General features: G+C 54.6%; 24 protein-coding genes and 1 pseudogene. 16 read left to right on the top strand and 9 right to left on the bottom strand.

Going from position 1 to position 22,560, the window contains the following annotated elements:
* Positions 1–17 precede the first annotated feature (17 nt).
* From MUN86_RS24960 to MUN86_RS24905, 12 genes are all read left to right on the top strand, one after another.
* The gene (locus MUN86_RS24960) at positions 18–917 is read left to right on the top strand and encodes a helix-turn-helix domain-containing protein (protein WP_245126657.1); all 900 of its coding nucleotides are present in this window, start codon (positions 18–20) and stop codon (positions 915–917) included.
* 546 nt (positions 918–1,463) lie between these two features.
* Positions 1,464–2,465: a glycosyltransferase family 2 protein gene (locus MUN86_RS24955; RefSeq protein WP_245126655.1), complete on the top strand. Its 1,002-nt coding sequence runs from the start codon at positions 1,464–1,466 to the stop codon at positions 2,463–2,465.
* Between the two features lie 292 nt (positions 2,466–2,757).
* Positions 2,758–3,861, top strand: a complete 1,104-nt coding sequence (locus MUN86_RS24950; protein ID WP_245126653.1) for a DegT/DnrJ/EryC1/StrS family aminotransferase — start codon at positions 2,758–2,760, stop codon at positions 3,859–3,861.
* 123 nt (positions 3,862–3,984) lie between these two features.
* Positions 3,985–5,637 carry an HTTM domain-containing protein gene (locus tag MUN86_RS24945; protein ID WP_245126651.1) on the top strand — a complete coding sequence of 551 codons (1,653 nt, stop codon included), beginning with the start codon at positions 3,985–3,987 and terminating at the stop codon, positions 5,635–5,637.
* 126 nt (positions 5,638–5,763) lie between these two features.
* Positions 5,764–5,934 carry a hypothetical protein gene (locus tag MUN86_RS24940; protein ID WP_245126649.1) on the top strand — a complete coding sequence of 57 codons (171 nt, stop codon included), beginning with the start codon at positions 5,764–5,766 and terminating at the stop codon, positions 5,932–5,934.
* On the top strand, positions 5,898–6,407 hold the full coding sequence (locus MUN86_RS24935; RefSeq protein ID WP_245126647.1) for an acetyltransferase: 510 nt from the start codon (positions 5,898–5,900) through the stop codon (positions 6,405–6,407). The genes MUN86_RS24940 and MUN86_RS24935 overlap by 37 nt, the downstream gene beginning before the upstream one ends.
* Positions 6,408–6,426: 19 nt before the next feature.
* The gene (locus MUN86_RS24930) at positions 6,427–6,594 is read left to right on the top strand and encodes a hypothetical protein (protein ID WP_245126645.1); all 168 of its coding nucleotides are present in this window, start codon (positions 6,427–6,429) and stop codon (positions 6,592–6,594) included.
* Positions 6,595–6,813: 219 nt separating this feature from the next.
* On the top strand, positions 6,814–7,710 hold the full coding sequence (locus MUN86_RS24925) for a hypothetical protein (RefSeq protein ID WP_245126643.1): 897 nt from the start codon (positions 6,814–6,816) through the stop codon (positions 7,708–7,710).
* Entirely contained in the window at positions 7,707–8,240 is a 534-nt protein-coding gene (locus MUN86_RS24920; protein ID WP_245126642.1) for an acyltransferase, read from the top strand. Before MUN86_RS24925 ends, MUN86_RS24920 begins: the two co-directional genes overlap by 4 nt.
* Before the next feature lie 53 nt (positions 8,241–8,293).
* Positions 8,294–8,911 (top strand): hypothetical protein, encoded by a 618-nt coding sequence (locus MUN86_RS24915; RefSeq protein ID WP_245126640.1) that lies wholly within the window; start codon positions 8,294–8,296, stop codon positions 8,909–8,911.
* Positions 8,905–9,228: a helix-turn-helix transcriptional regulator gene (locus tag MUN86_RS24910; protein WP_245126638.1), complete on the top strand. Its 324-nt coding sequence runs from the start codon at positions 8,905–8,907 to the stop codon at positions 9,226–9,228. Before MUN86_RS24915 ends, MUN86_RS24910 begins: the two co-directional genes overlap by 7 nt.
* A 120-nt stretch (positions 9,229–9,348) precedes the next feature.
* Positions 9,349–10,077 carry an SDR family NAD(P)-dependent oxidoreductase gene (locus tag MUN86_RS24905; protein ID WP_245126636.1) on the top strand — a complete coding sequence of 243 codons (729 nt, stop codon included), beginning with the start codon at positions 9,349–9,351 and terminating at the stop codon, positions 10,075–10,077.
* A gap of 514 nt (positions 10,078–10,591) precedes the next feature.
* On the opposite strand, the gene MUN86_RS24900 is transcribed toward MUN86_RS24905, so the two are convergent.
* Entirely contained in the window at positions 10,592–11,014 is a 423-nt protein-coding gene (locus MUN86_RS24900; RefSeq protein WP_245126633.1) for a response regulator, read from the bottom strand.
* A 253-nt stretch (positions 11,015–11,267) separates the two neighbouring features.
* Entirely contained in the window at positions 11,268–12,566 is a 1,299-nt protein-coding gene (locus MUN86_RS24895; RefSeq protein ID WP_245126631.1) for a sensor histidine kinase, read from the bottom strand.
* Positions 12,567–12,776: 210 nt separating this feature from the next.
* Between MUN86_RS24895 and MUN86_RS24890 the strand changes: the two are divergent.
* Positions 12,777–13,042 (top strand): annotated as a pseudogene (locus tag MUN86_RS24890) (NUDIX domain-containing protein); the annotation flags it as partial.
* 187 nt (positions 13,043–13,229) lie between these two features.
* Here the strand turns inward: MUN86_RS24890 and MUN86_RS24885 are convergent.
* The 3 genes from MUN86_RS24885 to MUN86_RS24875 all read right to left on the bottom strand — a co-directional run bounded on the left by MUN86_RS24885 (position 13,230) and on the right by MUN86_RS24875 (position 18,034).
* Positions 13,230–15,290, bottom strand: a complete 2,061-nt coding sequence (locus MUN86_RS24885) for a hypothetical protein (RefSeq protein WP_245126629.1) — start codon at positions 15,288–15,290, stop codon at positions 13,230–13,232.
* Between the two features lie 384 nt (positions 15,291–15,674).
* Entirely contained in the window at positions 15,675–16,157 is a 483-nt protein-coding gene (locus MUN86_RS24880) for a DUF308 domain-containing protein (RefSeq protein WP_245126628.1), read from the bottom strand.
* 1,271 nt (positions 16,158–17,428) lie between these two features.
* Positions 17,429–18,034 carry a Crp/Fnr family transcriptional regulator gene (locus tag MUN86_RS24875; RefSeq protein WP_245126626.1) on the bottom strand — a complete coding sequence of 202 codons (606 nt, stop codon included), beginning with the start codon at positions 18,032–18,034 and terminating at the stop codon, positions 17,429–17,431.
* A gap of 275 nt (positions 18,035–18,309) precedes the next feature.
* Here MUN86_RS24875 and MUN86_RS24870 point away from each other — a divergent pair, with 275 nt between their 5' ends.
* Entirely contained in the window at positions 18,310–18,684 is a 375-nt protein-coding gene (locus MUN86_RS24870; protein ID WP_245126624.1) for an alpha/beta fold hydrolase, read from the top strand.
* Positions 18,685–18,722: 38 nt separating this feature from the next.
* Positions 18,723–19,118, top strand: a complete 396-nt coding sequence (locus tag MUN86_RS24865) for a hypothetical protein (protein WP_245126622.1) — start codon at positions 18,723–18,725, stop codon at positions 19,116–19,118.
* A gap of 171 nt (positions 19,119–19,289) precedes the next feature.
* Here the strand turns inward: MUN86_RS24865 and MUN86_RS24860 are convergent, their stop codons facing one another.
* Positions 19,290–19,823: a GNAT family N-acetyltransferase gene (locus MUN86_RS24860; protein WP_245126620.1), complete on the bottom strand. Its 534-nt coding sequence runs from the start codon at positions 19,821–19,823 to the stop codon at positions 19,290–19,292.
* Positions 19,824–20,131: 308 nt separating this feature from the next.
* On the opposite strand from MUN86_RS24860, the gene MUN86_RS24855 reads away from it, so the two are divergent.
* Positions 20,132–20,581, top strand: a complete 450-nt coding sequence (locus MUN86_RS24855; protein ID WP_245126618.1) for a VOC family protein — start codon at positions 20,132–20,134, stop codon at positions 20,579–20,581.
* A gap of 325 nt (positions 20,582–20,906) precedes the next feature.
* On the opposite strand, the gene MUN86_RS24850 is transcribed toward MUN86_RS24855, so the two are convergent.
* The 3 genes from MUN86_RS24850 to MUN86_RS24840 form a co-directional block, all read right to left on the bottom strand.
* Positions 20,907–21,386, bottom strand: a complete 480-nt coding sequence (locus MUN86_RS24850; protein ID WP_245126616.1) for a DUF1772 domain-containing protein — start codon at positions 21,384–21,386, stop codon at positions 20,907–20,909.
* The gene (locus MUN86_RS24845; RefSeq protein WP_245126614.1) at positions 21,383–21,817 is read right to left on the bottom strand and encodes a DUF4267 domain-containing protein; all 435 of its coding nucleotides are present in this window, start codon (positions 21,815–21,817) and stop codon (positions 21,383–21,385) included. Before MUN86_RS24845 ends, MUN86_RS24850 begins: the two co-directional genes overlap by 4 nt.
* A gap of 84 nt (positions 21,818–21,901) precedes the next feature.
* A complete protein-coding gene (locus tag MUN86_RS24840) occupies positions 21,902–22,474 on the bottom strand; it encodes a Crp/Fnr family transcriptional regulator (protein ID WP_245126612.1) in 573 nt (190 codons plus the stop codon).
* Positions 22,475–22,560 lie beyond the last annotated feature (86 nt).

Genomic DNA, 22,560 nt, shown 5'->3' with positions numbered 1-22,560 from the left:
CTAGTCTGCTCACCACTATGACGCCGCACTACGAGAGCATCAGCGCCTTTCACCGCGCCATCGGGAGTCCACCTCCCGAGCATCCGCTGCTCAGCCTGCTTACCTGCCAGAAGCTCGCTGAGTGCACCTTGGGGGACAAACCGCTCACGGCCGACTTTTATATCATCAGCCTAAAGAAGATCAGCGCCGGAGAGTTTCGGTACGGCCGAACGAAGTACGACCACGACGGAGGGTCACTCTCGTTTGTTAAACCCCGGCAACTAGTGGAAATCACCCATGTCGAACTAACCGAAAATTCCTTTCTGATCTTCCTCCACGAAGACTATTTGCTAGGCCACGGCTTGCACACCGATATCCGGAAATACGGCTTCTTCGAATACGAAGCCAACGAGGCCCTGCACGTCGCCCCGCGCGAAGAGCAAATCATGTGGCACCTGTACGGCCAGATTGATTTCGAGTACCGCAACAACCAGGATGAATACAGCCGGGATATTATCCTGACCCACCTCGATTCGCTGTTGAAGTATTCCCAACGGTTTTACAAGCGGCAATTCCTGAATCGCACGGCACTATCGGGCCCCACGGTAGCTAAGTTTACGGCCTTGCTCACGGCGTATACCGAGCGGGGCCTGCTGCAAGCGCAGGGACTGCCCACCGTGAAGTACCTGGCTGAGCAGCTCCACACTTCCCCGCGCTACCTCACCGACTTGTTGAAGCAGGAAACCGGTAAAACGGCGCTCGACCACATTCATTGGTTTTTGCTGGGCGAAGCCAAAAATCTGCTTTTGAGCACTGACCACACAATTGCGCAGACGGCCTACCAGCTCGGCTTCGACAATCCCACTTACTTTTCCCGGCTTTTCAAGAAAGAACTCGGCTTGACCCCGCGCGAGTACCGCACCCAATCCCTGAATTAATAGTAGGAACCAAGTGCAATTGCATTGTAAGGTCCACAGGAAGAAGTAGTTAAAATTAGAATTATATCGGCGTTCAGCTTATTGATATCAGTCATTGGGCAATGGCCAACAGCCAACGGGCAGTGCATCTGCTTGTTCTTTTGCTGGAATGCTTTATAGCAAAGCAGGCATGCAGCGCAGGGTAGCAAACAAATAAGCTCTCTGGAACTGATGCAGTCTGCGTACGACTCTGCGTGCTATAAACTCTGGACTTAGTTGCCGGCAATAGTTGGCTAACCCGCTTGCTTACTAAGACTACAAACTCAGGAGCAGTAAATGCAGCATGTGCGCACTAAGCCACCTACTAGCTATGATAACTCTCCTGCATATTTATAGTGTGCTGTCCCTTTGGCACTTATCTGTAGCTGCTAATGCAACTACAACAGTAACCAACTAGTGCGCCTAGTTATTTGTGTGCTCTCAATGTAGAATTTATTCATAAATTTATATAAAATTTGATTTTTTAAAGGGAGTTAGGCATCCTGCTTTTTGCAGCATGCGTAAGGAATGCATCTTACTCGTGCAGTTGATGTGGCAAAGGAAAAGCGCATGCCGAAGGTTACTGTTTTATTAGCGACTTATAACGGAGCAGAATTTGTCGGTGAGCAAATTGAAAGCATCCTCAAGCAAACCTATACCAATTGGCAATTGCTAATTCGGGATGACGGCTCCTCAGATGAAACGGCCTTAATAGTAGCTCGGTACCAAGCACTATTCCCTGATTGCATAGCGGTGCTTGATAACTATGGGCGCCGATTAGGTAGCGCGCTTAATTTCAATTGCTTATTACAGCACGCCAAGCAGGAAGACTATCTTATGTTTTGTGACCAAGATGATTTTTGGATTCCCAATAAGATAGAATTCACCTTGCGGCAAATGCTTGCCCTAGAAAAAAAACACGGCCAATCGTACCCATTGCTAGTGCACACCGGTTTTCGGTATGTAGACGCCAGTTTGCGCACTATTTACTCAAAAAAAAACTTTAGCGCCTTAAAACTGGCCGATCTAAAACTATCCCATTTATTGGCCCAAAATCCGGTGTACGGCTGTACTACTATGATTAACAGGGCCTTATCCAAGCTAGTGGATGCGGTGCCCGCTGTGGCCGAGAGCCATGATTATTGGATTGCCATGGTCGCGAGTGCCTTCGGGAAAATCAGTTACTTAAGCGAGAAAACAGTTTTATACCGCCAGCACGGAAATAATATTTCAGGTAGTTTCAAGGACAGTACCTTCTTAAGCCGTTTCAAAAGAATTGTCATCGAAAAGAAAATGCTCCAGGATTTAACGCGGAAAATTTTCATGGCAAAAGAATTCAGCTACACCTACACCGACCGGCTAGACAATCAACAGAAATTATTGATTGATAACTTTATTGAGTTAGCTAAAACTAAAAGCCTGTTGCTTTTCTATCGAAACGCGAAAAGTGGGGTTCGCAAGCAAACTCTTGGGCAAACGTCCTTGCTATATATTAGTATGCTGCTATTTAAAAATCCCAAAGCAATCTAATCATGATTGGACATATCTATTTTGACAGGCCTAGCAGGTTTTCATAATGTCGAGATCATGGAGGACATAATTTATTTATTAGCAATATTTATTGACGAGCTTGGCTTAAATTTAAGTGGGGTATCTATTAAGATCAGTGGATTACAGCATCTATTTAATATAAAACTTAATTATTTTAATAGAGCCTCTTATTGAATCTAATTGAGATTGATTTGGATAAGGCGAAGTAAATTTTATCATTTTCCAATATTGATTGGTACTTTAGTAACTCGCTAATCGTTTTCCTACTGCCTTGATCTATGTTACGCATTCGTATCTGCCCCCGCTCGAGGAATACGTTTCCTATTTGACCGGCATATGGGAGCGAAACCAGCTCACTAACAACGGACCGTTGTTGCTTGAACTCGAGAGCCGGTTAAGTGCTTACTTAGGTGGGCCTCGCGTGCAGTTCACTTCCAACGGCACCATTGCGTTGCAGTTGGCTATTCAAGCCTTGAACTTAACGGGGGAAATCATTACCACACCTTTCTCGTATGTGGCTACCACTTCGGTTATCCTGTGGGAAAAATGTACGCCCGTCTATGTTGATATTGAAGAAGACACTTTCTGCATAGATGCCGATAAGATAGAAGCCGCCATCACACCGCGTACCAGTGCGATTCTCGCCACTCACGTCTACGGCTATCCCTGCGACGTCGTCAAAATCGAAGCAATTGCCCAACGTCACCAGCTGAAGGTTATCTACGATGGCGCGCACGCCTTTGGTACTAAAGTAGCGGGCCGCTCGCTGCTCACTTACGGTGATCTGACGGCGTGCAGCTTTCACGCAACCAAGCTCTTTCATACCGGCGAGGGTGGGGCCCTGATTGCGCACACCGATGAGATGGCCAAGAAAATTTGGCTGCTGAAATCGTTCGGCCACTTCGGCGATGATCACATGATGTTAGGCATCAACGGCAAAAACTCGGAATTCCACGCCGCCCTGGGCTTGTGCATGTTGCCGCGGGTCACTGATTTCATCGCCACGCGGGCTCAACTCTACCAGCTCTACCACAACGAACTAGCCGGCTTGGCACTGCGCTACCCCGTTATGCCCGCTGGGATAGAATATAATTATGCCTACTTCCCCGTGGTATTTGAAAACGAGGCGCAACTGCTGGACATCAAGCAACTGCTGGCGGAAAATGAGATTGATGCCCGTCGCTATTTTTTCCCCTCCCTCAACAACTTGCCGTACGCGCCGGGCGAAAGCTGCCCGGTAGCCGAAGATATTGCCACCCGCGTGCTCTGTCTGCCTTTCTACCCGCAGTTGCCACCAATGCAAGTTCGCCGGATAGCTGGCTTAGTGCGGGCTGGCCTAACCAGAAAACTGCCCGTTGCCCCCTGCACGATTTAGTGCATTACCTGGCCTTAAGCGGCCATTAGCGCGGGGTCCCTGGCCTGGCCCGATCAGGCAGGAGCTTTCTAAGGGGCCGTTGGCAACCTTTTATTCCATCACCTAGCATCCTTCACTCAGGTAATGATCACTGATCAACTTCAGCGCCCGGTTGCGGAAGGGATATTCGCTAAAGCGTACCGCAAAATCCGCAAAGTCTACGACAAACAAATTGACGGCACCGGCTTAGCCTTGTTCCGCATTGTGTTCAGCGCCGTTCTACTGGGCGAGGTTGCCAACTTGTTCTATTTCCGGGAGCTGATCTTCGATGCCATACCCTTTATCGAGCCCTCGGAAATGAGTTTTGCCGGGCCCTTGGTTTTGTGGATGGGGGCGATTGTGCTGTTGCTACTCGGCTGGTTTACGCGCGCCGCGGCCATCGCCAACTACGTGTTTGTGCTGCTGTTCTTTTCGTCGGTGCGCACCTACGTCTACATGATGACCCCTGTATACGTGAGCATCAGTTTCCTGTTCTTGTTCCTGCCCATTGGGCAGTGCCTGTCCTTGGATCGGGTCTGGCGGACGGTGCGTGCGTCGAGTGCGGGCACTCTTTCCCCACCGCCCCGCACAGTTAGCCAACTCGCCTACTACGTGCCCGTTATCGTGGGTATTGCCTTCGTTTACTTTGATTCAACGCTCTACAAACTGACGGCACCCCTGTGGCTGAAGGGGCTGGGGATGTGGAAGCCGATGTCCTCGCCGTTTGAAATGGGGTCCAACGGCACGTTCATCTTGAATCAGGAAGGGCTGGTTAAGTTTTTAGGCTACCTGACGTTGGTGTTCGAGTTCTTTTTCCTGTTTCTGTTTCCTTTCCGCAAGTTCCGGGCGGGACTGATGGTCATTGGGGTGGGGCTGCACGTGGGGGTACTGCTGTTTTTCAATCTGCCCTTCTTTGCCCTCGGCTTTGGGTCTATCTATTTACTGATGGTGCCGGTTTCGTACTGGCGCCGCTGGTTTAAGGCCCGGCCGGACCGGGGCCTGGCGGCCTGGCTGCTGCTGCGCCCCCAACTGCGCCGCTTGATTGAAGCTCGTTCCTGTGGGCTGTCTAATAGTACCCCGAGGGCGGCTGGCGACCAAGCCGCTACCATTCAACACGAGAATGCCAGCGCGGACAACCCCCTGCGTAAACTAAAACTGGCGGGCTTAACAGCAGGCCTGGTGGCGCTAACGCTGATGCAGGGCGCCGTCTCCTACAACTCCACCCTGGCGCAACTCCTGCGCGAAAAATCCGGCTTAGACCACACGCTAGTTGGCCAGGGGCTGGCCCGCCTTACGCTGGCGTCCACTGTGCCCTCGCGCAAGTTTTTTGGTATCACCAACCATCCCATTGCGCTCGACGAGCATTTCGCGGGGTACACGCGCATCGTGGCCGTTACCTACGTCGGCGCCGACGGTGTGGAGCGCTTTCTGCCCATCATTCGGGCCGACGGGCAGCCCGGGGCGTACCTCTACGGCGTGTTGTGGCTGAAATGGACCTACGACATCATTACGAAAAAAATCGACCAGGCCCGCCTGGAAAAAGGCATTCGCAACTTCACGGCTTTCTGGGCCACCAAAAACCATGTGGACTTAAACCATTGCCAATTCAGGGTGAAAGTCAAGAAAATCCGTGAAGCCACCGAGTGGGAACCTGGTTTCCTGGAAAAGCAACGCGCAGCCCCCTGGATTGAGGCGGGCGTGGTTAGGTGGGAAAATCAGCAGTTCACCGCTCAGCTCGCCGATATACCCACTTTGTAGTTCGCGGAAATAGAGCAGTGGTTAACTGGAGATGACAGCGGCCCACCGCCGGCCGTACAGCCGCCAGCAACGGCGAAGGCAAGGGTATGATAATACGATGTAAAGGCTAAAACTAAACGAAATTGTATGCTAATCGCGGGCGCCAAAGGGTTTGCAAAAGAAGTGTTCGAGCTGATTTACTCAACCAACCAGCAGGCCCACCTGGCCTTCTTCGACAACGTATCGACCAATTTGCCCCGCACCTCTATGGGCGATACGCGGTGCTGCAAACCGAAGAAGAAGCCCGGCAGTGGCTAAGCCACCAAGACCAGCAATTCGTGCTCGGAGTAGGCAATCCGAAAGTACGGCGCTTGCTGGCCGCTAAACTGCGCAGCTGCAGGGGCGTGCTAACGTCTATTATTTCTCCTAAGACCTCCATCGGCGCGTTCGGAATTGAAATCGGAGATGGCTGCACAATAATGGAGGGCTGTATTCTCACCACCGACATCCGGGTGGGGGAGGGCGTGCTGCTGAACGTATGCTGCACCATCGGCCACGACAGTGTAATTGGCGACTACACCGAGCTGATGCCGGGCACCCGGATTTCGGGGCACGTGCAAATCGGGGAGAATTGCGCCATCGGTACCAATGCCATCCTATTGCCCGGTGTTACAATTGGGGACAACACCGTCATTGGCGCCGGTAGCGTAGTCACCAAAGACGTAGAAGCCAACGTGGTGGCGGTGGGCACCCCGGCCAAAGTGATTAAGCGCTTGGAAAACGTGTCTTAGCCCTAATAATAGCAAGCAGATGCAGAAGGCCCGGGAGTCAAGTTTGGCGGCACAAGTAAAGCAGCGGGCCGCGAAGTTTCTGCGGCAGCCCCTGCGCATGGCCGCTCTGCTAACACTGCAGCCCTACTTTCATGTGCTGCAGCGCCGGCGGCTCCAAGCTATGCCCCCATCGCCCCACAAGTGGTAGTGATGCTCGTGCCCGGCACGGATTCCATCAGCGGGGGATCTTATCTATTTATGCTTTTTACTGCGCTACCCGGACCTTGTTGGGCTCTAAGGCGAGCGTGCTGCTGGCAACCTACCCCAACAAACTGACGTCGTTGCGCTACCGCTGGTTCCGCAACGACGGCCAACTGATCCGCTTCAATTTAATTCTGGACGCCCTCCGGCCCAGCAAGCAGTGTGCTTGCACCTGCTCGAGTACTACGTGCCGTATTTTCTGCGGGAGTTAACGCCCGCGCAAACCAGCAAGTTGCGGGCTCTCAAAGACTTGCACATCAACGTGATGAACCAAAACATCCAGTTGATGCCGGCACCAGAGGTAATCGAGCAACTGCGGCAGCTAACGCCCCACCTAACCATTACGACCGCCCACAGCAGCTATACTACGCCGGCCCTGCGGCAACTCTACGCCGCCCCGACGCACTTGCTTAGCGCCTGGTTCGAGCAGCAGGAAATCGAAGTGGTGCCTTACCGGGGCAAGGAAAACATTATGATGGTATCCCCGGATGAGCATCCAGACAAAGTGAAAATTCTGACTCGGATTCGCCAAGCTTTTCCCGCGCTCCAACTAATCGTCATCCAAAACATGAAGTACGACGACTTCAAAGTGTTGGAAGCCAAAGCGAAATGGTCGATTTCTTTTGGGGAGGGATTTGACGGCTACACTATTTTCCCCGTGCTCAAAGGGGAGTCTCGTTTACGGTCTACAACGAAGACTTCTTTTTGCCCAAGTACCAAGCGGTTCCCACGTTCTACGCTTCCTACGAGGCCCTGTACGAAAATATTGTGGCGGACATGCAGCGGCTGGATCAGGAGTCGGCTTACCAAACGTATAATAGCGAAGTCGCCGCCCTGTGCCGGCCCGATCACAGCTACGAAAAGTATTTGCAGCGGGTCGAGGCTTTCTATCGCCAGGAATACACGTTGCCCTAAGCCGGGCGCGTTGCTAACTCCTACGTTAATCGAGCGCCACCCTTTACTGCCCACACGCGCTTTTTCCTGTTTGGCCAACTGCCCTAAGAGAATGCGAAAAAGCGGGTTGCTGGACCAAGAAATGTACAACTACCCAGAGTTAACATGAAGCCCCGGTGGATTTACAGCGAATGCAAGATTTACGTGTGCAACTTTATCGTTTCTTACATCCCCATCCTGCTGGTAAGACTGTTTTATTACCGGTACATCATGCGCTATGGAATAGGCAAGGGAAGTTGCATCGGTAGGGGCTGTAAATTCAATGGTTCGGGCCTGTTAAGCATCGGGGAGAATACTGTCATCAACGAGTACTGCCGCCTAGACAACCGCGCCAGCATTGTTATCGGCAGCAACGTTATTATTGCACCCGAAGTGAAGCTGATGACCGCTGACCACGACATGAACCACCCGCAGTGCAAGGGTCGGGAACGGGGTATTGTGCTCGAAGACTTTGTTTTGGTGGGCGCTGCTGCCATGGTGTTGGGAGGCGCGCAGATGAAGAAAGGATCGGTGCTAGTCGCTCACTCGTTGTTAACTAAATCAACCGAAGCCTTCGGGGTCTATCAGGGTCTGCCAGCAGTGTATCAGCGTCAACGCGCTCATGACCATGCGTACGGCAAAGGCCAGCCGACTCAGTAGCGCTTGCTGTAGGCAAATGTCTACTTGCCCGCTTGATTCGTACAATTGCCCGTATGAAACCCAATTCCTTAGCTGCCTTTTACGCTGCATGCGCCCCAACTCCTGAATCCGCTGTTGGCGTCTTGCCGCCGCCGGATATGGGACAAGGCGTGGGGCATTTTAACGTGTTCCCGTTGGCGGACCTCCGCCAGGCGCCCCCGATGGCGTTTACCCGGCGAGCCTACCATAAAATCACACTCTGCCGCGGGCGTAACCAGGTGGAGTATGCCGACCAGGCCCCGCACGTCGGCGCCAATACCTTGTTTCTGGTGACGCCGCGCGTGCCCTACCGGTGGCTGCCGCTCACCGAAGATTTTGCGGGCTATAGCTGCCTCTTCGACGACGCGTTTCTATTACCTGCCCGCACCGGGGTAGTACTGGCGGAACTGCCGATTTTTCAGCCCGGCGCTTACCCGGTGTGGGAAGTGGCCGAGGCCGACTGCGTGGCGCTCGAAGCTATTTTCCAGAAGATGATGCACGAGCTCGGGTCGGGCTATGCCTACAAACATGACCTATTGCGCACCTACCTCTGGGAGTTGATTCACTTGGTGCAGAAGTTGCAGCCGTCCCCGTTCCGCTGGCTACGCACAGCGCCGCCGAACGGGTCGCCACTCAGTTCACGGAGTTGCTAGAACGACAGTTTCCGCGCCAAAGCCCGCAGCCGCCACTGCGCCTGCGCACCGCCACCGACTATGCTGACCAATTGGCCGTGCATGTCAACCACCTCAACCGCGTACTGAAAGAGATGATGGGCCACACCACCACCGCTCTCATCAGCCGCCGCTTGACGCAGGAAGCCAAATTCTTGCTCAAGCAAACCACTTGGAGCGTTTCGGAGATTGCCGATAGCCTAGGCTTTGCCGATGTCGCCCACTTCTGTACCTTTTTCAAGCGCCACGCCGATCAAACGCCGGGTGACTTCCGGCGGTTGGCCGGATTTGGAAGGTAAGAATGTTTGAAATTTAAAACAGATGGGTTGATTGGCGAAGTTTGCCTCCTATTTGTCTGCCGGACCTTTGCCAGGCATTAACTCACCTCCTGATTCCGGGAGGCCAAACCCACAGGCAACATGGCAAACAGAAAAATTGCGCTGGTCACCGGCGGTAACAAAGGCATCGGGTTGGAAATTGTGCGGGGGCTGCTGCAAGCGGGCTGCCGGGTGTATCTAGGGGCCCGCGACGCGGCTAAAGGCCAGCAAGCCGTAGCAGAATTGGCCTCCGCCGGTGACGTGCTATTCCTTGAACTGGACCTAGCCAACCAAGCGACGCTCGACGCGGCGGCGGTGCATCTGCAGCGTGAGGAAGGCTGCCTCGACATTCTGGTGAACAATGCGGGCATTAATGCGGCCGGCGACGGCGCGCCAAGCACGGCCGCCGTGCACAGTGTAGAGCAAGTGCTCCAGACTAATTTCCTGGGCGCACTGGCCGTTACTCAAACGTTTTTACCGCTGGTGAAGCAAGCCGCGGCAGGGCGCATCGTCAACGTGTCTAGTCCGTTGGGCTCGCTCACGCTCAGTGGCCAGAACGACTGGGGCCTGCTGGGGTACTCGGCCTCGAAGGCCGCGCTGAATATGCTCACCGTGCAGTTAGCCTACGAGCTACGAGAGACGGCCATCAAAGTAAACTCGGCCGCTCCCGGCTACACGGCCACCGACCTGAACGGCTTTGCGGGCACGGATACCCCGCGCAGGGGGCAGCGGAGGCCATCCGGCTGGCCCTGCTACCGGCGGATGGTCCCACGGGCACGGTCTCTTCATCCACGGGCGTATTGCCCTGGTAAAACCTTGCTGGCCAACTAGACTCGGTAGTAGTCATCCCGCGGAAGTAACCGACTTTATTGGGTGTTGTTAAATAAGCGCAGTAAAACTCCGACTCGGTCTTCAAACTGATGCATTCTAGCTCGGCTGGCTCCGAGGAGCCAGCCGTCTCGCTAACTATTCTGTCGCCCTCGACTGGGCTTTCCTACGGTCAGCAGAGTCACCTGAATCTACGGCGAATAGAACTTCTCTAATCAGCGTCAACCGGCTGAAACCTCGTTTGACATAGACCTGATTACAACACCTGGCAGCTGCTGGCTAAATACCAAGTAGAGACCACCCAGCGCAACCACACCAAAGAGCTACCGATAGCATAGTTAGTTTGAACAAACGCCGAGTTGCCCCTTTGTAAAAGCGGAGCGTAGTCGAGCTGCCCAGACAACCCTATTGTAAGAGGAGTATACCTATCTCTTTGGCGGCTTAGTATTGCTTCTTTCTAGCTATAGTAGGTCTGCAAAAGGACGTGCAGGCACCCGCCCGCCCACATAGTTTTAGTTTACGAGCCTGGTAAAGCAAAGGGCAGATGCTGTTGCACCAGGGCGGCTAAGCTTTCCAGGTCCAAGGGTTTAAATTTGACGTCAGCCGCCAGAGCGCGCACCCGCGCTTGCTCGGCGGCGTTGGACGCGCCACCTGACAAGACAATAACGGGGATTCCCTCTCGGCAGACCAACGGCAGCTGCCCATGGTTTTCCAAAAACTCGAGCCCATCCATGACGGGCATGTTTAAATCCAGTAAGACCAACAAAGCGGGCGGGGTGTCGCTGCTTTGGCAGTGTGCTTCGACGTAAGCGAGTGCTTGCTGGCCGTCCTCGGCTTCCAGGATGTGGGCCCGCACGCCCAAATGCGCCAACCAGCGCTGTAAAATGCGGCGGGTCGGCTCGTCATCATCGACCAGCAAAATGGTAGGGGTTGCAGCCATCGGGCGTACGTACGGCCGATGGGCGCGTGAGGTTAGGTTCCCAATTCACTCCGCCCCAACGCGGGCCTAGCCCGGAGGCTATTAAGCTGTGACGGCAACGGGGCTTTGACGACGCTTCTTTTCCAACTCACTCGCTCGAGAAAGAACCCCGCGTATTCGGCTTGCGCTGCTACCTTGTGCGGAAAGCAGTTAAAGCCTGGAAGCAAGTGCCAAGCGAATATTTCGCTTCGTGGGCAGAAGAAAAGAGGCGGCCTTAGGCAGGGAAAATAGCTGTAAAGCGGGAACCCCGCCCCAGTTCACTTTCGACCCGGATGCTGCCCCCAGCCTGGTCGAGGATCTTCTTGACCAAGTACAGCCCTACGCCCGTACCTTCGATGTGCGGGTGCAGACGCTTGAACAGGCCGAAAAGCTGCCGCTGCTGCGTGTCGCTCAGGCCAAGGCCGTTATCGTGCACACTGACTACTACCCGGCCTGCCTCGCGGTAGCTGCGTACGCGCACCACGGGCGGGCGGTCGGGGTGGTGGTACTTGAGGGCATTGCTAACCAGATTCAACATGACCGAGTGCACGTGCTTGGCGGCAAACCAGAACGAGGCGTGACCGACCAATTCCACCACCAGTTGCCCACCCGTGGCCGCGAGCTGGGCGGCCAGTTCTTGCCGGACCTCCTCAAGCACGGTAGCAAGGTTCACCGACTCGCGGGGTAGGTCCGCGGGCTGGCGCGTGGCGCCGAAGTCGGCCAGGCGGTCGAGCGTGTGGCGAAAGCGGGTCATCGACTCCTGCATCATGGTCAGGATGGGTTCAACAAGCTCGGCTTGTCGGGCCTCAGGCGGTAGCTGCTCGAGCAGTGCTTGCACCAGTCCTTGCAGGTTGGCTACGGGCAGGCGTAAGTCGTGGGCGGCAGCATAGACGAACGTGTCGAGTTCGGTGTTGAGCTGGCCCAGGGCCGCATTGGCTTCCTGCAGTTCCTCGTTGAGGACCCGTAACTCCTCATTGCTAGCCGCTAGGTCCTCGTTGGCGTCCTCCAACGCTTGGGTGTAGAGTTGCACCTGTGCCTCGAGGGTCCGCCGCGCGGAAATATCTTCGAGGGTGGTGTAGCCCAATTCGCCCTGCTCGTCGGGAAACAAGACCGAGGTGACCCGGCACCAGACTAGGCCACCATCGGGGCGCACCAGGCAGGTTTCGAGCCCAAACCAAGGCAGATGGTGAGCCCATAAGGCATCCTGCAAGCGCGACCAGTCGGCGGCGTAGTCGGGGTGGGCAAATTCTCGAATGGCGCGGCCCACCAGTTCTAACGGGGAAGCGATGCCTAGCAGGGCCGCCACGGCGGCGTTGGCTTGGCGGATAGTTAGGTCGGCATCAATGATTTTATGGCCCAGCGGGGAGTGCTCGAAAACCGTACGGAAGCGCACCTGGCTGATGCGGTAGCGCTCGGCTTCGGCGTGCTCGGCCGCGTGCTGGTTTCGCTCGGCTTGCAAGCGAGCCACCTCGGCCTGGGCAGCCTGGAGTTGTGCTTCGAGGGCTTGGTACGCGGAGGGGAGCAGAGCAGGCATAGCGAATACCGAAAAGCAACAAACCCAGGGAGAGGAGAGAAAAGTACGCGTTTGTGGCTTAGAAACGCACGTTGACTACCAATTACTTTATCCTCCCACGCGCAAACCAGCTGGGTTGCCAAGGGATTTTCGCTTTGAAAGGCAAAAAAGGCACTTTCCTGCTAGGAGTTGGCGGTACTACTCCTAGCAGCATCCGAGACGAGCAAAAAGACAATTCTGCTGCACAACCCGGCGGCCGATATCGTTATTCTGACCCGCCAGTTTCGGCTACCCACCTTGTCAACGGCAATGCGACAGGCAGACTGATTGAGACCTGCGCCGGCCTGCTCGATGATGAGCACCCCGACGACGCCATTGTTCGCGAAACCAAGGAAGAAATCGGCTACTGGCTCACGGCTGTTCAGAAAGTGATGGAAGCCTATATGAGTTCGGACTCGGTGATGGAACGCTTGTTTGTCTACCTGGCCAAATATTCCCCGCCACCGAGTGTCGGTCCGGTCACTTGCCCATGACAGGCAAACGGGGCGGGTACCGGAAAGTGCACAAGGGAATAAGATTTATTGGAGCCAGGTATCAATCCTTATTCACTGTGTAAGAAGCTCTGTCTCGCATAGTTTGCTCATCTCAATTGGGTTTTAGGGGTGTAGACTCTCTGCAAGAGGGTTATTTCAACCATACCGCAATAGTGTCATTATTTTTTAGCGTCCGTTGGAGTACCACCTTGCCCTTGTGAACGACCTTCACCTGGAGTTTATCCTTGTTCCGGCGGATGTTAATATCGAATGCTGTGTTAAATGCTTTTATGTTGTTGATAATAAGATAGTTCCACTTTGATGGCAAATTAGGGTGCAGGGTAAAGGAGTTGAACCCAGTCGGTTCGAGGCCTACAATCCCTTCAGTAAATATCCTGCAATACAAGGCGCTTTCGGCGGATAGGTGTGCCATGCCGTTTTCCGGCCAAGCTTCTACGGCATAGGGCACCCGAAAACCGGTTAACCGCGTGGTAGAATAGGACGTTAAGCGTTCTAAAGCCCTATCGGCCGCGCCAGCTTTAAATGCGCCTCGAAAGGCATAGAGGCTGCCGCGGTCCCAAAACACGTTCGGGGAATTCGTACCTGGTTTCAGTTCGGTCAGGACGCCATTAGCCGACCACAACTTATCGAATAAGGCGTCCAGTGTGCCGTCTTTGCGCTGGGTTAAGTTGACTACCAAGGGCAAGCAGATCCAGCTTCTTAACGTCGTATTCTCTTTGTAATATTTGTACGTATGCAGACCTTCCATCTCCGCCCCAAAATACCGGTCAATAGCTGTCGCTAGTAGCTGCGCCCGTTGTTGATAGGTTGTGCTAAGGGCAGCCGGCTTGTGCATAGCTTTCGCTAACCGGGCTGCTTGAATCAGCGCCCCGTAGTACAAGGACGAGGTGGCGAGATTGGCCGAACCGGCCGGAAAACGGCCTTCTAACTCATCACTTTCCGAGGCTACAACGCCCGCAGGCATGGTCCGCTTGCGGCAGTATTCTAGGCACCATATGATCAGGGGCCATATTTCTTCGCTTTTTTCCTGATCCCCGGCAGCGAGCAAAAAGTGCGTGGCGCCAAATGCAATCATCGCCGCGTCGCCGCGGTCTCGCTCCCCGAAGGGAAAGGTGACATCCATTTCAAACGAAGCCCAGATTTTCCCTCCGTCTTTTGGTAGGTTTCGCTGAAAGATGCGGTAGGCGTTCATAGCGGCCTGTAGGCCGGTTTGATACCCCAAATACGGAAAGAAGGGGCCACTGTATTCCGCTTGGTCATTGGCCCAGATTCCTACGTAATAGTTACCGCCGCCCGGGGAATGGACCAGTCCATATTTAGAGCGAAAAATACTTTCCGCGGCCCGGATCTTAGAGAAATAGAACAGGGTGTTATTAACCTGGTTTGGCGAGTGCAGTTGCAGATTCGTGGCAATGCTGTCGAGGAAGGTATCGCGGCTTCGTTCGATTGCGGCCACGGAAACCGCTGGCTCCACCTCGTCGTTTACCGTTGCCAGGAAGTAAATTCCAAATTCATAGTGCTCCCTCGGCGGTAGGGTGACGTTGCGCTTGGCGTCAGTGAAGATCCGGCGGTGGTAAGTTCCGTGCCACCCCACCTCTTCCTGTCTGAGTTCGGTGGCCCCAATTACTACCGTGCAGGGCGTCTTGCTCGTATTGATTAACGTCCACTTCTCAACCAGACACCGGTCGGTCATCGAGGGGAAAAAAGAACGGACAACGGTTATGCCGTCTCTTTCCTTGAAATAAAATTGAATTTTGCCATTGATCCTGACGGAATCCAACTCGCCAACTTCATACTTTTTGTCGGCCAGGGTGATGACTGGTAAGAGGTCATCGGTGTAGTCGTTGCGCAGATAGGCGCGGTAAACCGATTCGTTGGATTTGGTGTATTTACGCAGTTGCGGAAACATAATGTCGCGGGTAATTTTCAATTGCTTCGCTTTATTGACTTCGTAGCGAATAATCCCGGAGATCTGCGTGCCCGACAATTCGATATTGTCGTCGTGGGGCAGCCGTTTTTCACTGGTCAGGTCCCAGGTGATGCTATTGTCTTTATTCGTATGCCAGAAGAGTTCCTGTTGGTGCTGAAAGTCTTGCGCTTGAATTTGGGTGATACGACAGGCAGCTAAAACGACCAGGACGGTTAGGTAGGCTTTCGCGCGCAGCAAATACTTTAAAGGAGTTAACGTCATAGGTTGGGTGATTCTATGTATCGCCTCAAGATACTAGAGAACTTGGGCCTCATAGAGGAGCAACATAAGAGGTTAGCTTAGCCGACTATTCCACCCGTTATCAATGCCTTAGTGGACTATGGCTTACAGCACTGAACCAAGATTAAGAGCAACTGGCGCTAGAAAAACCATCAGTAGCCATGAATGACTGCCATTTTATGGATCGTAACCAAGAAGTTCACCGACTGTTCCTGCTAGCGCAACGCAAGCCTAATGCTGCCTTGAACCGGACTTTCCTTTGCTGGCGTGGCTAGGGTTATTGAGTTGGCTTAGTTGCTTTGCGCAGCCGGAGGGCAGCGATTAGAAAATAAATCGCCCCGACCGCCGAGTAAGCGGCCACGTTGGTCACCCCTTTGGTAGGGTCGTGAGCCTGGACCACAAACAATACCCGGCTAACATCGACTGCCCGCCACTGAGGATCATCGGCCATTGCCCGCCCAACTCGCGGCGCCGACGCAGGCCAAGCAGCAATTGAATCAGCCCGGTGAGCACGGCCCAAACACCGAACACGATGAGTACCGCCGGAATGCCTTGGCGTAGGGCCAGGCCTACGGCTACCGTCGTGAGGCTGCCCACGACGATATTCACGTACTGCGGCAGCGGCGTTTCCCCTGTGCCGCGGTTGGCCCGGATGTCTCCAAAGGTGGCCAGCACATCCCAGGCCGGGTAAAGCAGCAACAAAGCGGCCGTGAGCGTAGGCGAGGATTTTACGAATAGAAAAACTAGGCTGACCCAGACTAAGGAGAAAGCGGCCCGCACGAAGTATAAAGTGCGCAGGGCTTGGGCAGTCTGAACGGGAGCCGGAAGGGTAGTGGAGGATGTGGACATGACGTTGAGTTAATTAGTGAAATGTGTTAGGGTGAGTACTAGGAGAGGCTCGCTTTTTCGGTGGATTTTTGCTCCGAAGACTGCTATGTTGATGGGTTGGGAGGCATGGTCCCCAGGCCGACGTTGACGGGCGTGTGGTGAGAGGTTTGTTCTGAGTTATGGCTCGTTCTAGTCGGTGCCACTCCCAAAATCCTGACGGCAGCCACGCTCCTTTTTGCCAGCAATGAGTGGCACGGCGGCCAGCATAAGTGGCAGCTAGGATTTTTGCTAAGGGGAAAACATGGCTTCGTTGCGGCTTAGTGATAAAACAAAGGTCCCATCGTAGGCGGACTATATTTTTCACCTAGGTTAAAAAATGCAACCCGTTGGCCGGCCAGGAATAATTTTTCAAATGCCTCAGTAATAGCGGATTAAATGACCAATAAGGGGTTTCTCATTCCACCAGAAGAGCTAGTGGTGCCAAATTGCACTAGCGCGGGTCCGGTGTCGGAAGGCTTCGTTGAAGACTACTTTCTTCTCCGCCTGAATAAGCAAGCGACAGCGGCGAGACTAAACATGGGTCCGCCCGACAAACTAGTGGCAAGCACGGTATTCGCGAGTCCGACCGTTGTCGACTTCTCTAGCCCCGGTTCAGAACAGGCTCTTTGGGGAAGCTCCTAGCAGCCGGTTACACTGGCGAGCCCGGTCTGACAGCACGTCCTATTGGCAAGGAAGGGCTAACTCGGACAGTTAATCCATTCTTCGAGCCTCACGCTGGGGCAGTTGGCATGTCCGCGTTACTCGTAAGCTTTGCTGATTAGGTCACAGCCGTATTTTTTGGCGCCGACTGTGCACAGAGGCCATTTCCACAGCTAGGGAAAGCGGTTACTACTTGCAGTTAATAACTAGTTCTTCGTTAGTTGGTGCGCAACGTGACGAATGCCTTCCGTTTGCGAGCTAACTTATTGGCACTTGGCAACGGCTAACGAAGCTTAGGCGATACGCGCATCTGCAATTACCAGCTCGGCTGGACTAGTTGCCGGCTGGTCATAATAAAATCCGTCGCAGCATATTGTCGAAGCCACTGAGCTGCAATTGGATAAACCCCGGTCTACTTCGCGCAGGTTGAATTTAGTGATGGCAGACCGCACAAGGCCGAACACTTGGTTGGGCGCTCGAAGAAGCTCGCCGCCTTGCCGTACGCCACGAGAAACAGCAACCTTTTCTCGTGGCAGCCCAGTTACTCGTTGCCCGCAAGTGGCTACGCGAAGGGTCAGCATATTATAAGGTACTTACGCACGGCCTAACTGGGCGCGAATGCGGCTCAGCGAAGGGCCCTTGATGCCCAGGTAGGAGGCAATATGCCCCAGCGAAATTCGGTTGGTCACGTCTGGAAACTGCTCTAGGAGCGCCAGATACCGCTGTTCTGCCGTTTGAAACAGCATAGCTTCGGCTTTGGCCTGCTGCAACACCAAGTACTGTTCGGCCAGCAGGCGACCAAACCGTTCCCAGCCGTGCGATTGGCTGTAGAGCTTATGCAACTGTTCGACGCTAATCACCAGTAATTCGGCATTTTCTAGTGCGGCAATGTAGTAAGGGCACGCCTCCTGGGTGATCAAGCTTTTGAGGGAGGTGAGAAACGTGCCTTCGGGCACAAACGCCACGTTGTGTTCCAAATCCGTGGCCGGGTCCACATAGTACACTCGAAACAGACCACTCACGATAAAGCCGACGTACTGACACACGGAGTTGCGGAAGTTGAAAAATTCATTGCGGGCAATGGTGCGCAGTGTCCAGTGGTCGTCGGCCAGGCGAAGGTCTTCGTCGGAGAGACGGGCGAAAGCCTTAAGTTGCTGAGTCAGCAGTAGGCGGGGCGAAAGGCCAGAAGCCGTGAGCATAATGCAAGAAGGCAAAAAGCAGAGAGTATTCTAGTAGCAGTACATCCTTCTGTTCGTACTGCGCGAAGCGACGGCACCCAACTCACGTAAGTGCCCTTACGAAGTAACAGAAATGGCTTGACTTCGACTGTACGATGGTTCAATAGCAGATCAACTGGAGTGCTAAATAAAAGCGTCCTCCAACACTTTTTAACCTAGGTGAAAATTCAGGTAAGCGGACGGCGGGACCTTTGTCTCATCCTTCACCTCAACATAAGCCCTCGGCTTTCCTGACTATGAGAAAAATGATGTATGCCCTTCTGGCTGTGGCGACTACAACCGCCATAGCCTGCAAGAAATCCGATACCGAGCCGGAAAAGAAAAAGGCTACCGTAGTGCTGGTGCACGGTGCTTGGCAGGGACCCTATACTTGGGTTCCGGTGGTAAACAAGCTCCAGCAACAAGGCTACACGGTGGTAAACGTCGAGTTGCTGGCGCACGGCAAGGACCAGACGGCGGCAGCCGGACTCACGATGAACCGCTACCGCGACCAAGTGCTGGCCACCATCAATGCCCAACCCGCCGACCAGGTTGTCTTGGTCGGCCACAGCCTCGGGGAGCTATTATTTCAACGGTCGCCGAAGCCGCCCCTGCCAAGATTGCCAAGCTAGTTTATGTAGCTGGCTTCCTGCCCACCAACCAGCAGTCAGTGTTCGAGCTAGCCGGGCAGGACAATCAGTCCTTGCTGGGGCCGGCCCTTTCTATGAGCCCCGACGGGTCGCTGGCCGTGGTGAACCGTAACCAACTAGTGAATATCTTCTGCCAAGACGGTACAGCGGCCGTGCAACAGCAGGTGCTGGACAACTACCGCGACGAGCCCGCCGGCCCACCCGCCGAAAAAGTAACCCTTTCGGTGGCCAACTATGGGAGAGTGCCTAAGTATTACGTGCGCACATTGCAGGACCGGGCCCTTTCGCCGGTTTTACAAGACCTGATGCTGCGCGCGACGCCCGTGCAGAAAGAGTACCGGCTTAATAGCGGCCACACCCCACACCTAACTAACTCTGAGGAACTGAGTGGCATTATTGCGGAAATAGCTCAGTAATGGCTGCTAGCACGCAACCAGTTCACATTTCCGCCAGTACGCTGGCGCGCTGCCGGGGCTAGTCAACTGGCGGGGCGTAAGGGCAGGGGCGTGGGTCGTGGCCGGCGCCGTGCTGGGCATTTTGGGGCAAGCTCTCTTCGAGGCATCCAATAAGTGAAGTTCAAGCGCTGCTTACCTATCCGTTTCTAAGATGGCGAAGAAGTAATTGTCTACCCACTGGCCCCGAATGGGCAGGACCTGCCGCTTGCGTCCTTCTCGGGTCATGCCGACTTTTTCCAGCACCCGAATGGAGGCCACATTTTCGACCGCGCACCCGGCTTCGATTCGATGCAGGTGCAAGTGGTTGAAGCCGAAGTCCAACAGCCTCGTCAGAGCTTCGGTGGTAAGCCCTTGGCCCCAATGAGCGGGCAACAACTTGTACCAAACTTCCCCATTTTTAAAGTTTGCCTTTCCCAAATTCAGCGCCAGCAAGCCAACAAACTCTTTGCTTTCTACGCGTTGCACGTAGAAGATGTAAGAAGTTCGAGGCGAGGCCTGCTGTTGCACTAACCACCCAGCCAATAGGTGCTCAGTTGCTGCTAAGCTGTCGGGTATTCCAAGCGTGTTGAATTCATCTACTTCCGGCAAGGAATGCAAGTGATGAACTGCCTCTAAATCAGTTAAAGACAATTCCCGTAGGTGTAGACGGATAGTGTAAAGGTCCATATCTAGGCTTCAGTAAATAGAATTTGAGCAAGGGGGCGGATAGGTGCCCTTCCCTATAATGCATTAGAATCGTGTCCAACTAGCTGCTTTTCAGCTAGCTGCCGAAGCAAATAAGTCTTAACGCACCCGACTACTATGCTCGACGTGGTACTTTTTCGCTTTGGAACCCTGTTTCGACGCTGACTTGAGGTAGCTACCCTTTAGGCCATGCTGCTGCAACAACTGAAATATTCACCATACTTCCCTTGGGGCCAACCCGGACCTTTGGACGCCCAAATCAACTGGGTAGCCTAACAGGAATTAGCCTCATGGAAAAGATAGCAATAGAATTGCCGGCGAAAGTGCCTCAGGGCATCAACGGAAAAATGCGCGGCGCCCATGTAGGGCTGCGCACGACAGATTTCGAGGGCACGATTCACTGGTACACGGAAAAGCTCGGCTTCCGGGTGCTCAAGAAATGGACAGTGGGGGACTTACAGCTAGCTTTCCTCGCGCCGGCCAATGACGACCACTTCTGGATCGAAGTACTGAGCGGGGGCCTATCAGACCCACAGCCGAATCCTTCTCACCCCATCAGTTCGGGTTTTCAGCATCTGTGCCTAGAGGTGGATAACGTGGACGAGACGTTGGCGGCTCTGCAAGAAAGAGGCGTTCCGGTGGCGCGCGAACCGTTTAACGTCCCGCCCATTGGCAAACGGTGTGGATTTATCACGGACTTGCACGGCAACGTTATCGAGTTCGTGGCCAACCTCAAGTAAGCAGTAAAAAGCCGGTTCACGGGTTGCAAATGTTCGTTTCTAACCCGTGAACCAAGGCCGCTCCGGCGGGATACTCTTTTCTGCGGCTTTTGGATAAGCCCGTTTCAAGTCCAAAGCCCCTGTGCAAGCTGGTTAAGAGTTGCCGCCTATTGCGCCGCCCGCGACGCAAGGGATTTTTCCGCTTCAGCAGTCCTTTCTACTGCCAGAAAAGCCTTGCCAAGGCGGGAAAAAGCCTCCTTAGATTTGCCATTAGTTACTCAGTTTGTCGGCGCGAAGCTTTGCCGGAACCCGCCGGGCTATCCTGCTCCGCGACGAGGCGACGGCCTTAGCGGGGCAAATGCAAGGCTACTCCGATTAAGGCCGCCACGGCCACAGTGAGCGCCCCGGCTCGCAGACCGATAACACTGTCCCAACGGTCTTGCAGGGCGCGGGCATCTGGGGGCGTCTGATGTTGAAATGCAGCCGCGGTTTGGCGTTTGTTGACGGGCTGGGCGACGAGCAGATACGCCGCCAACTGCGACAGCAACCCAGTTAGCGCCAGTAGCGCTAGGCGGCCAGGCAGCGTCGGCCACCCGCCCGCCACGAAGAAGAGCCCCCCGGTACTGAACAGAGCCGTAACTCCCACGAGCGGCATGCGGACATCAGCCACGGCGTGTAGGTGGCCTAGTACCTGCGTGAGGCTGGCTTCATCGACCCGCCGCAAGGCGGAGCGGGCCACAAGGGCAAAGAAGACATCGGTGCCGTACACAACGCCGCTGCTGAGCAAGGCCAGAGCTACTAGCCCGGCAGACCATAGGGAACTCATGATGCTGACCGGGTAAGCGTCTCCGGGAGCTGAGTGCCCGCCGGGGCAGCCGGGCGGGGCGTGGTGAACAAAGCGGCCGCAAGGCCCAGTAGCAGGCCAATAGCAACAAGGTGGGGCATTGCAAAAGACCACGAGGCGGTGGGTTGGTTCAGCACGATGGTTAGGTCCACGCTCGGAATTAGTGCGCCGAACAGCAGCACCCAGGCCAGGGGTCGGTCGTAGCCCAGCCCGGCGAAGGCAACCAGGAGCAGGCCCGAGAATACATCACGGATGCCTTTGGCGTAGTGGAAAGCGTACTGCGTGTCTGTGAGTGGTAAGAACACGCCAAAGCCTTCGGCTCCGGCACGAGGGGCCAGCAGAAAGCGCAGGCCAATAAAAAGCATGCCGAGGCCGGTGAGCAGACTCAAGCTGCGGGGAAGGATGCGACGCATAGTCGAGGGAGGTTTGGTACGACACAAAGGTGTGGTTGTGCCGCCCTCCCAATCATTCACTTAAGTGCATAAATGTAATGCGTACTACCCGGCTGCGCGGCCCCGAATTCGGCTCAGTGACTGCGGCTTGACCCCAACGTAGGAGGCGATATAATACTGCGGAATGCGCTGCTGCAAGTCGGGATAGATACGCACAAAGCGGGCGTAGCGCTGCGCAGGCGTGTCTTCGTAAAACGAGGTGAGTTGGTCTAGCACGTCTACAAACAGGGTCTCGGCAATGAGACGACCGAACCGCTCGCCCTCACGGATTTCCCGATAAAGCTGCTGCAGGTTATCGTGGGTGATGGTCAGAAGGTGGGCCTCTTCCAGGGCCTGAATGCCGCGCACAGCGGGGCGGGCGGGCAAAAAGCTACTGTAGTCACCGATGAACTCTTGCTCGCGCCCGAAATAATACGTTAGCTCCTGACCATCGCGGCTCTGGAAGTTATGAAATAGGCCTTGCAGCACGAAGCCAACTTTGCGGCTCACCTCGCCGGGTCGCAGGAAGAAAGCGCCTTTGGGCAAGGTTTCGGGCACGAACCACTGCCGAATCAGGTCTTCCTCGGCCGGGGTTAGGGTAATAAAGTGGCGAATAAGTAATAGCAGCGAGTCGTGCATAGGCAGTAAGCCCGGCCTGGAGGCTACTTCCGGGCCGCGTGTAGCGTGAAGCAGAAACAGGAATGGGTCAAAACTACCGAAGGACA

Origin of the sequence: Hymenobacter volaticus, assembly GCF_022921055.1 — a bacterium.
Classification (GTDB): domain Bacteria; phylum Bacteroidota; class Bacteroidia; order Cytophagales; family Hymenobacteraceae; genus Hymenobacter; species Hymenobacter volaticus.
Note: the sequence above shows the minus strand (reverse complement) of the source record. Positions and strands in the feature narration are given on the sequence as shown.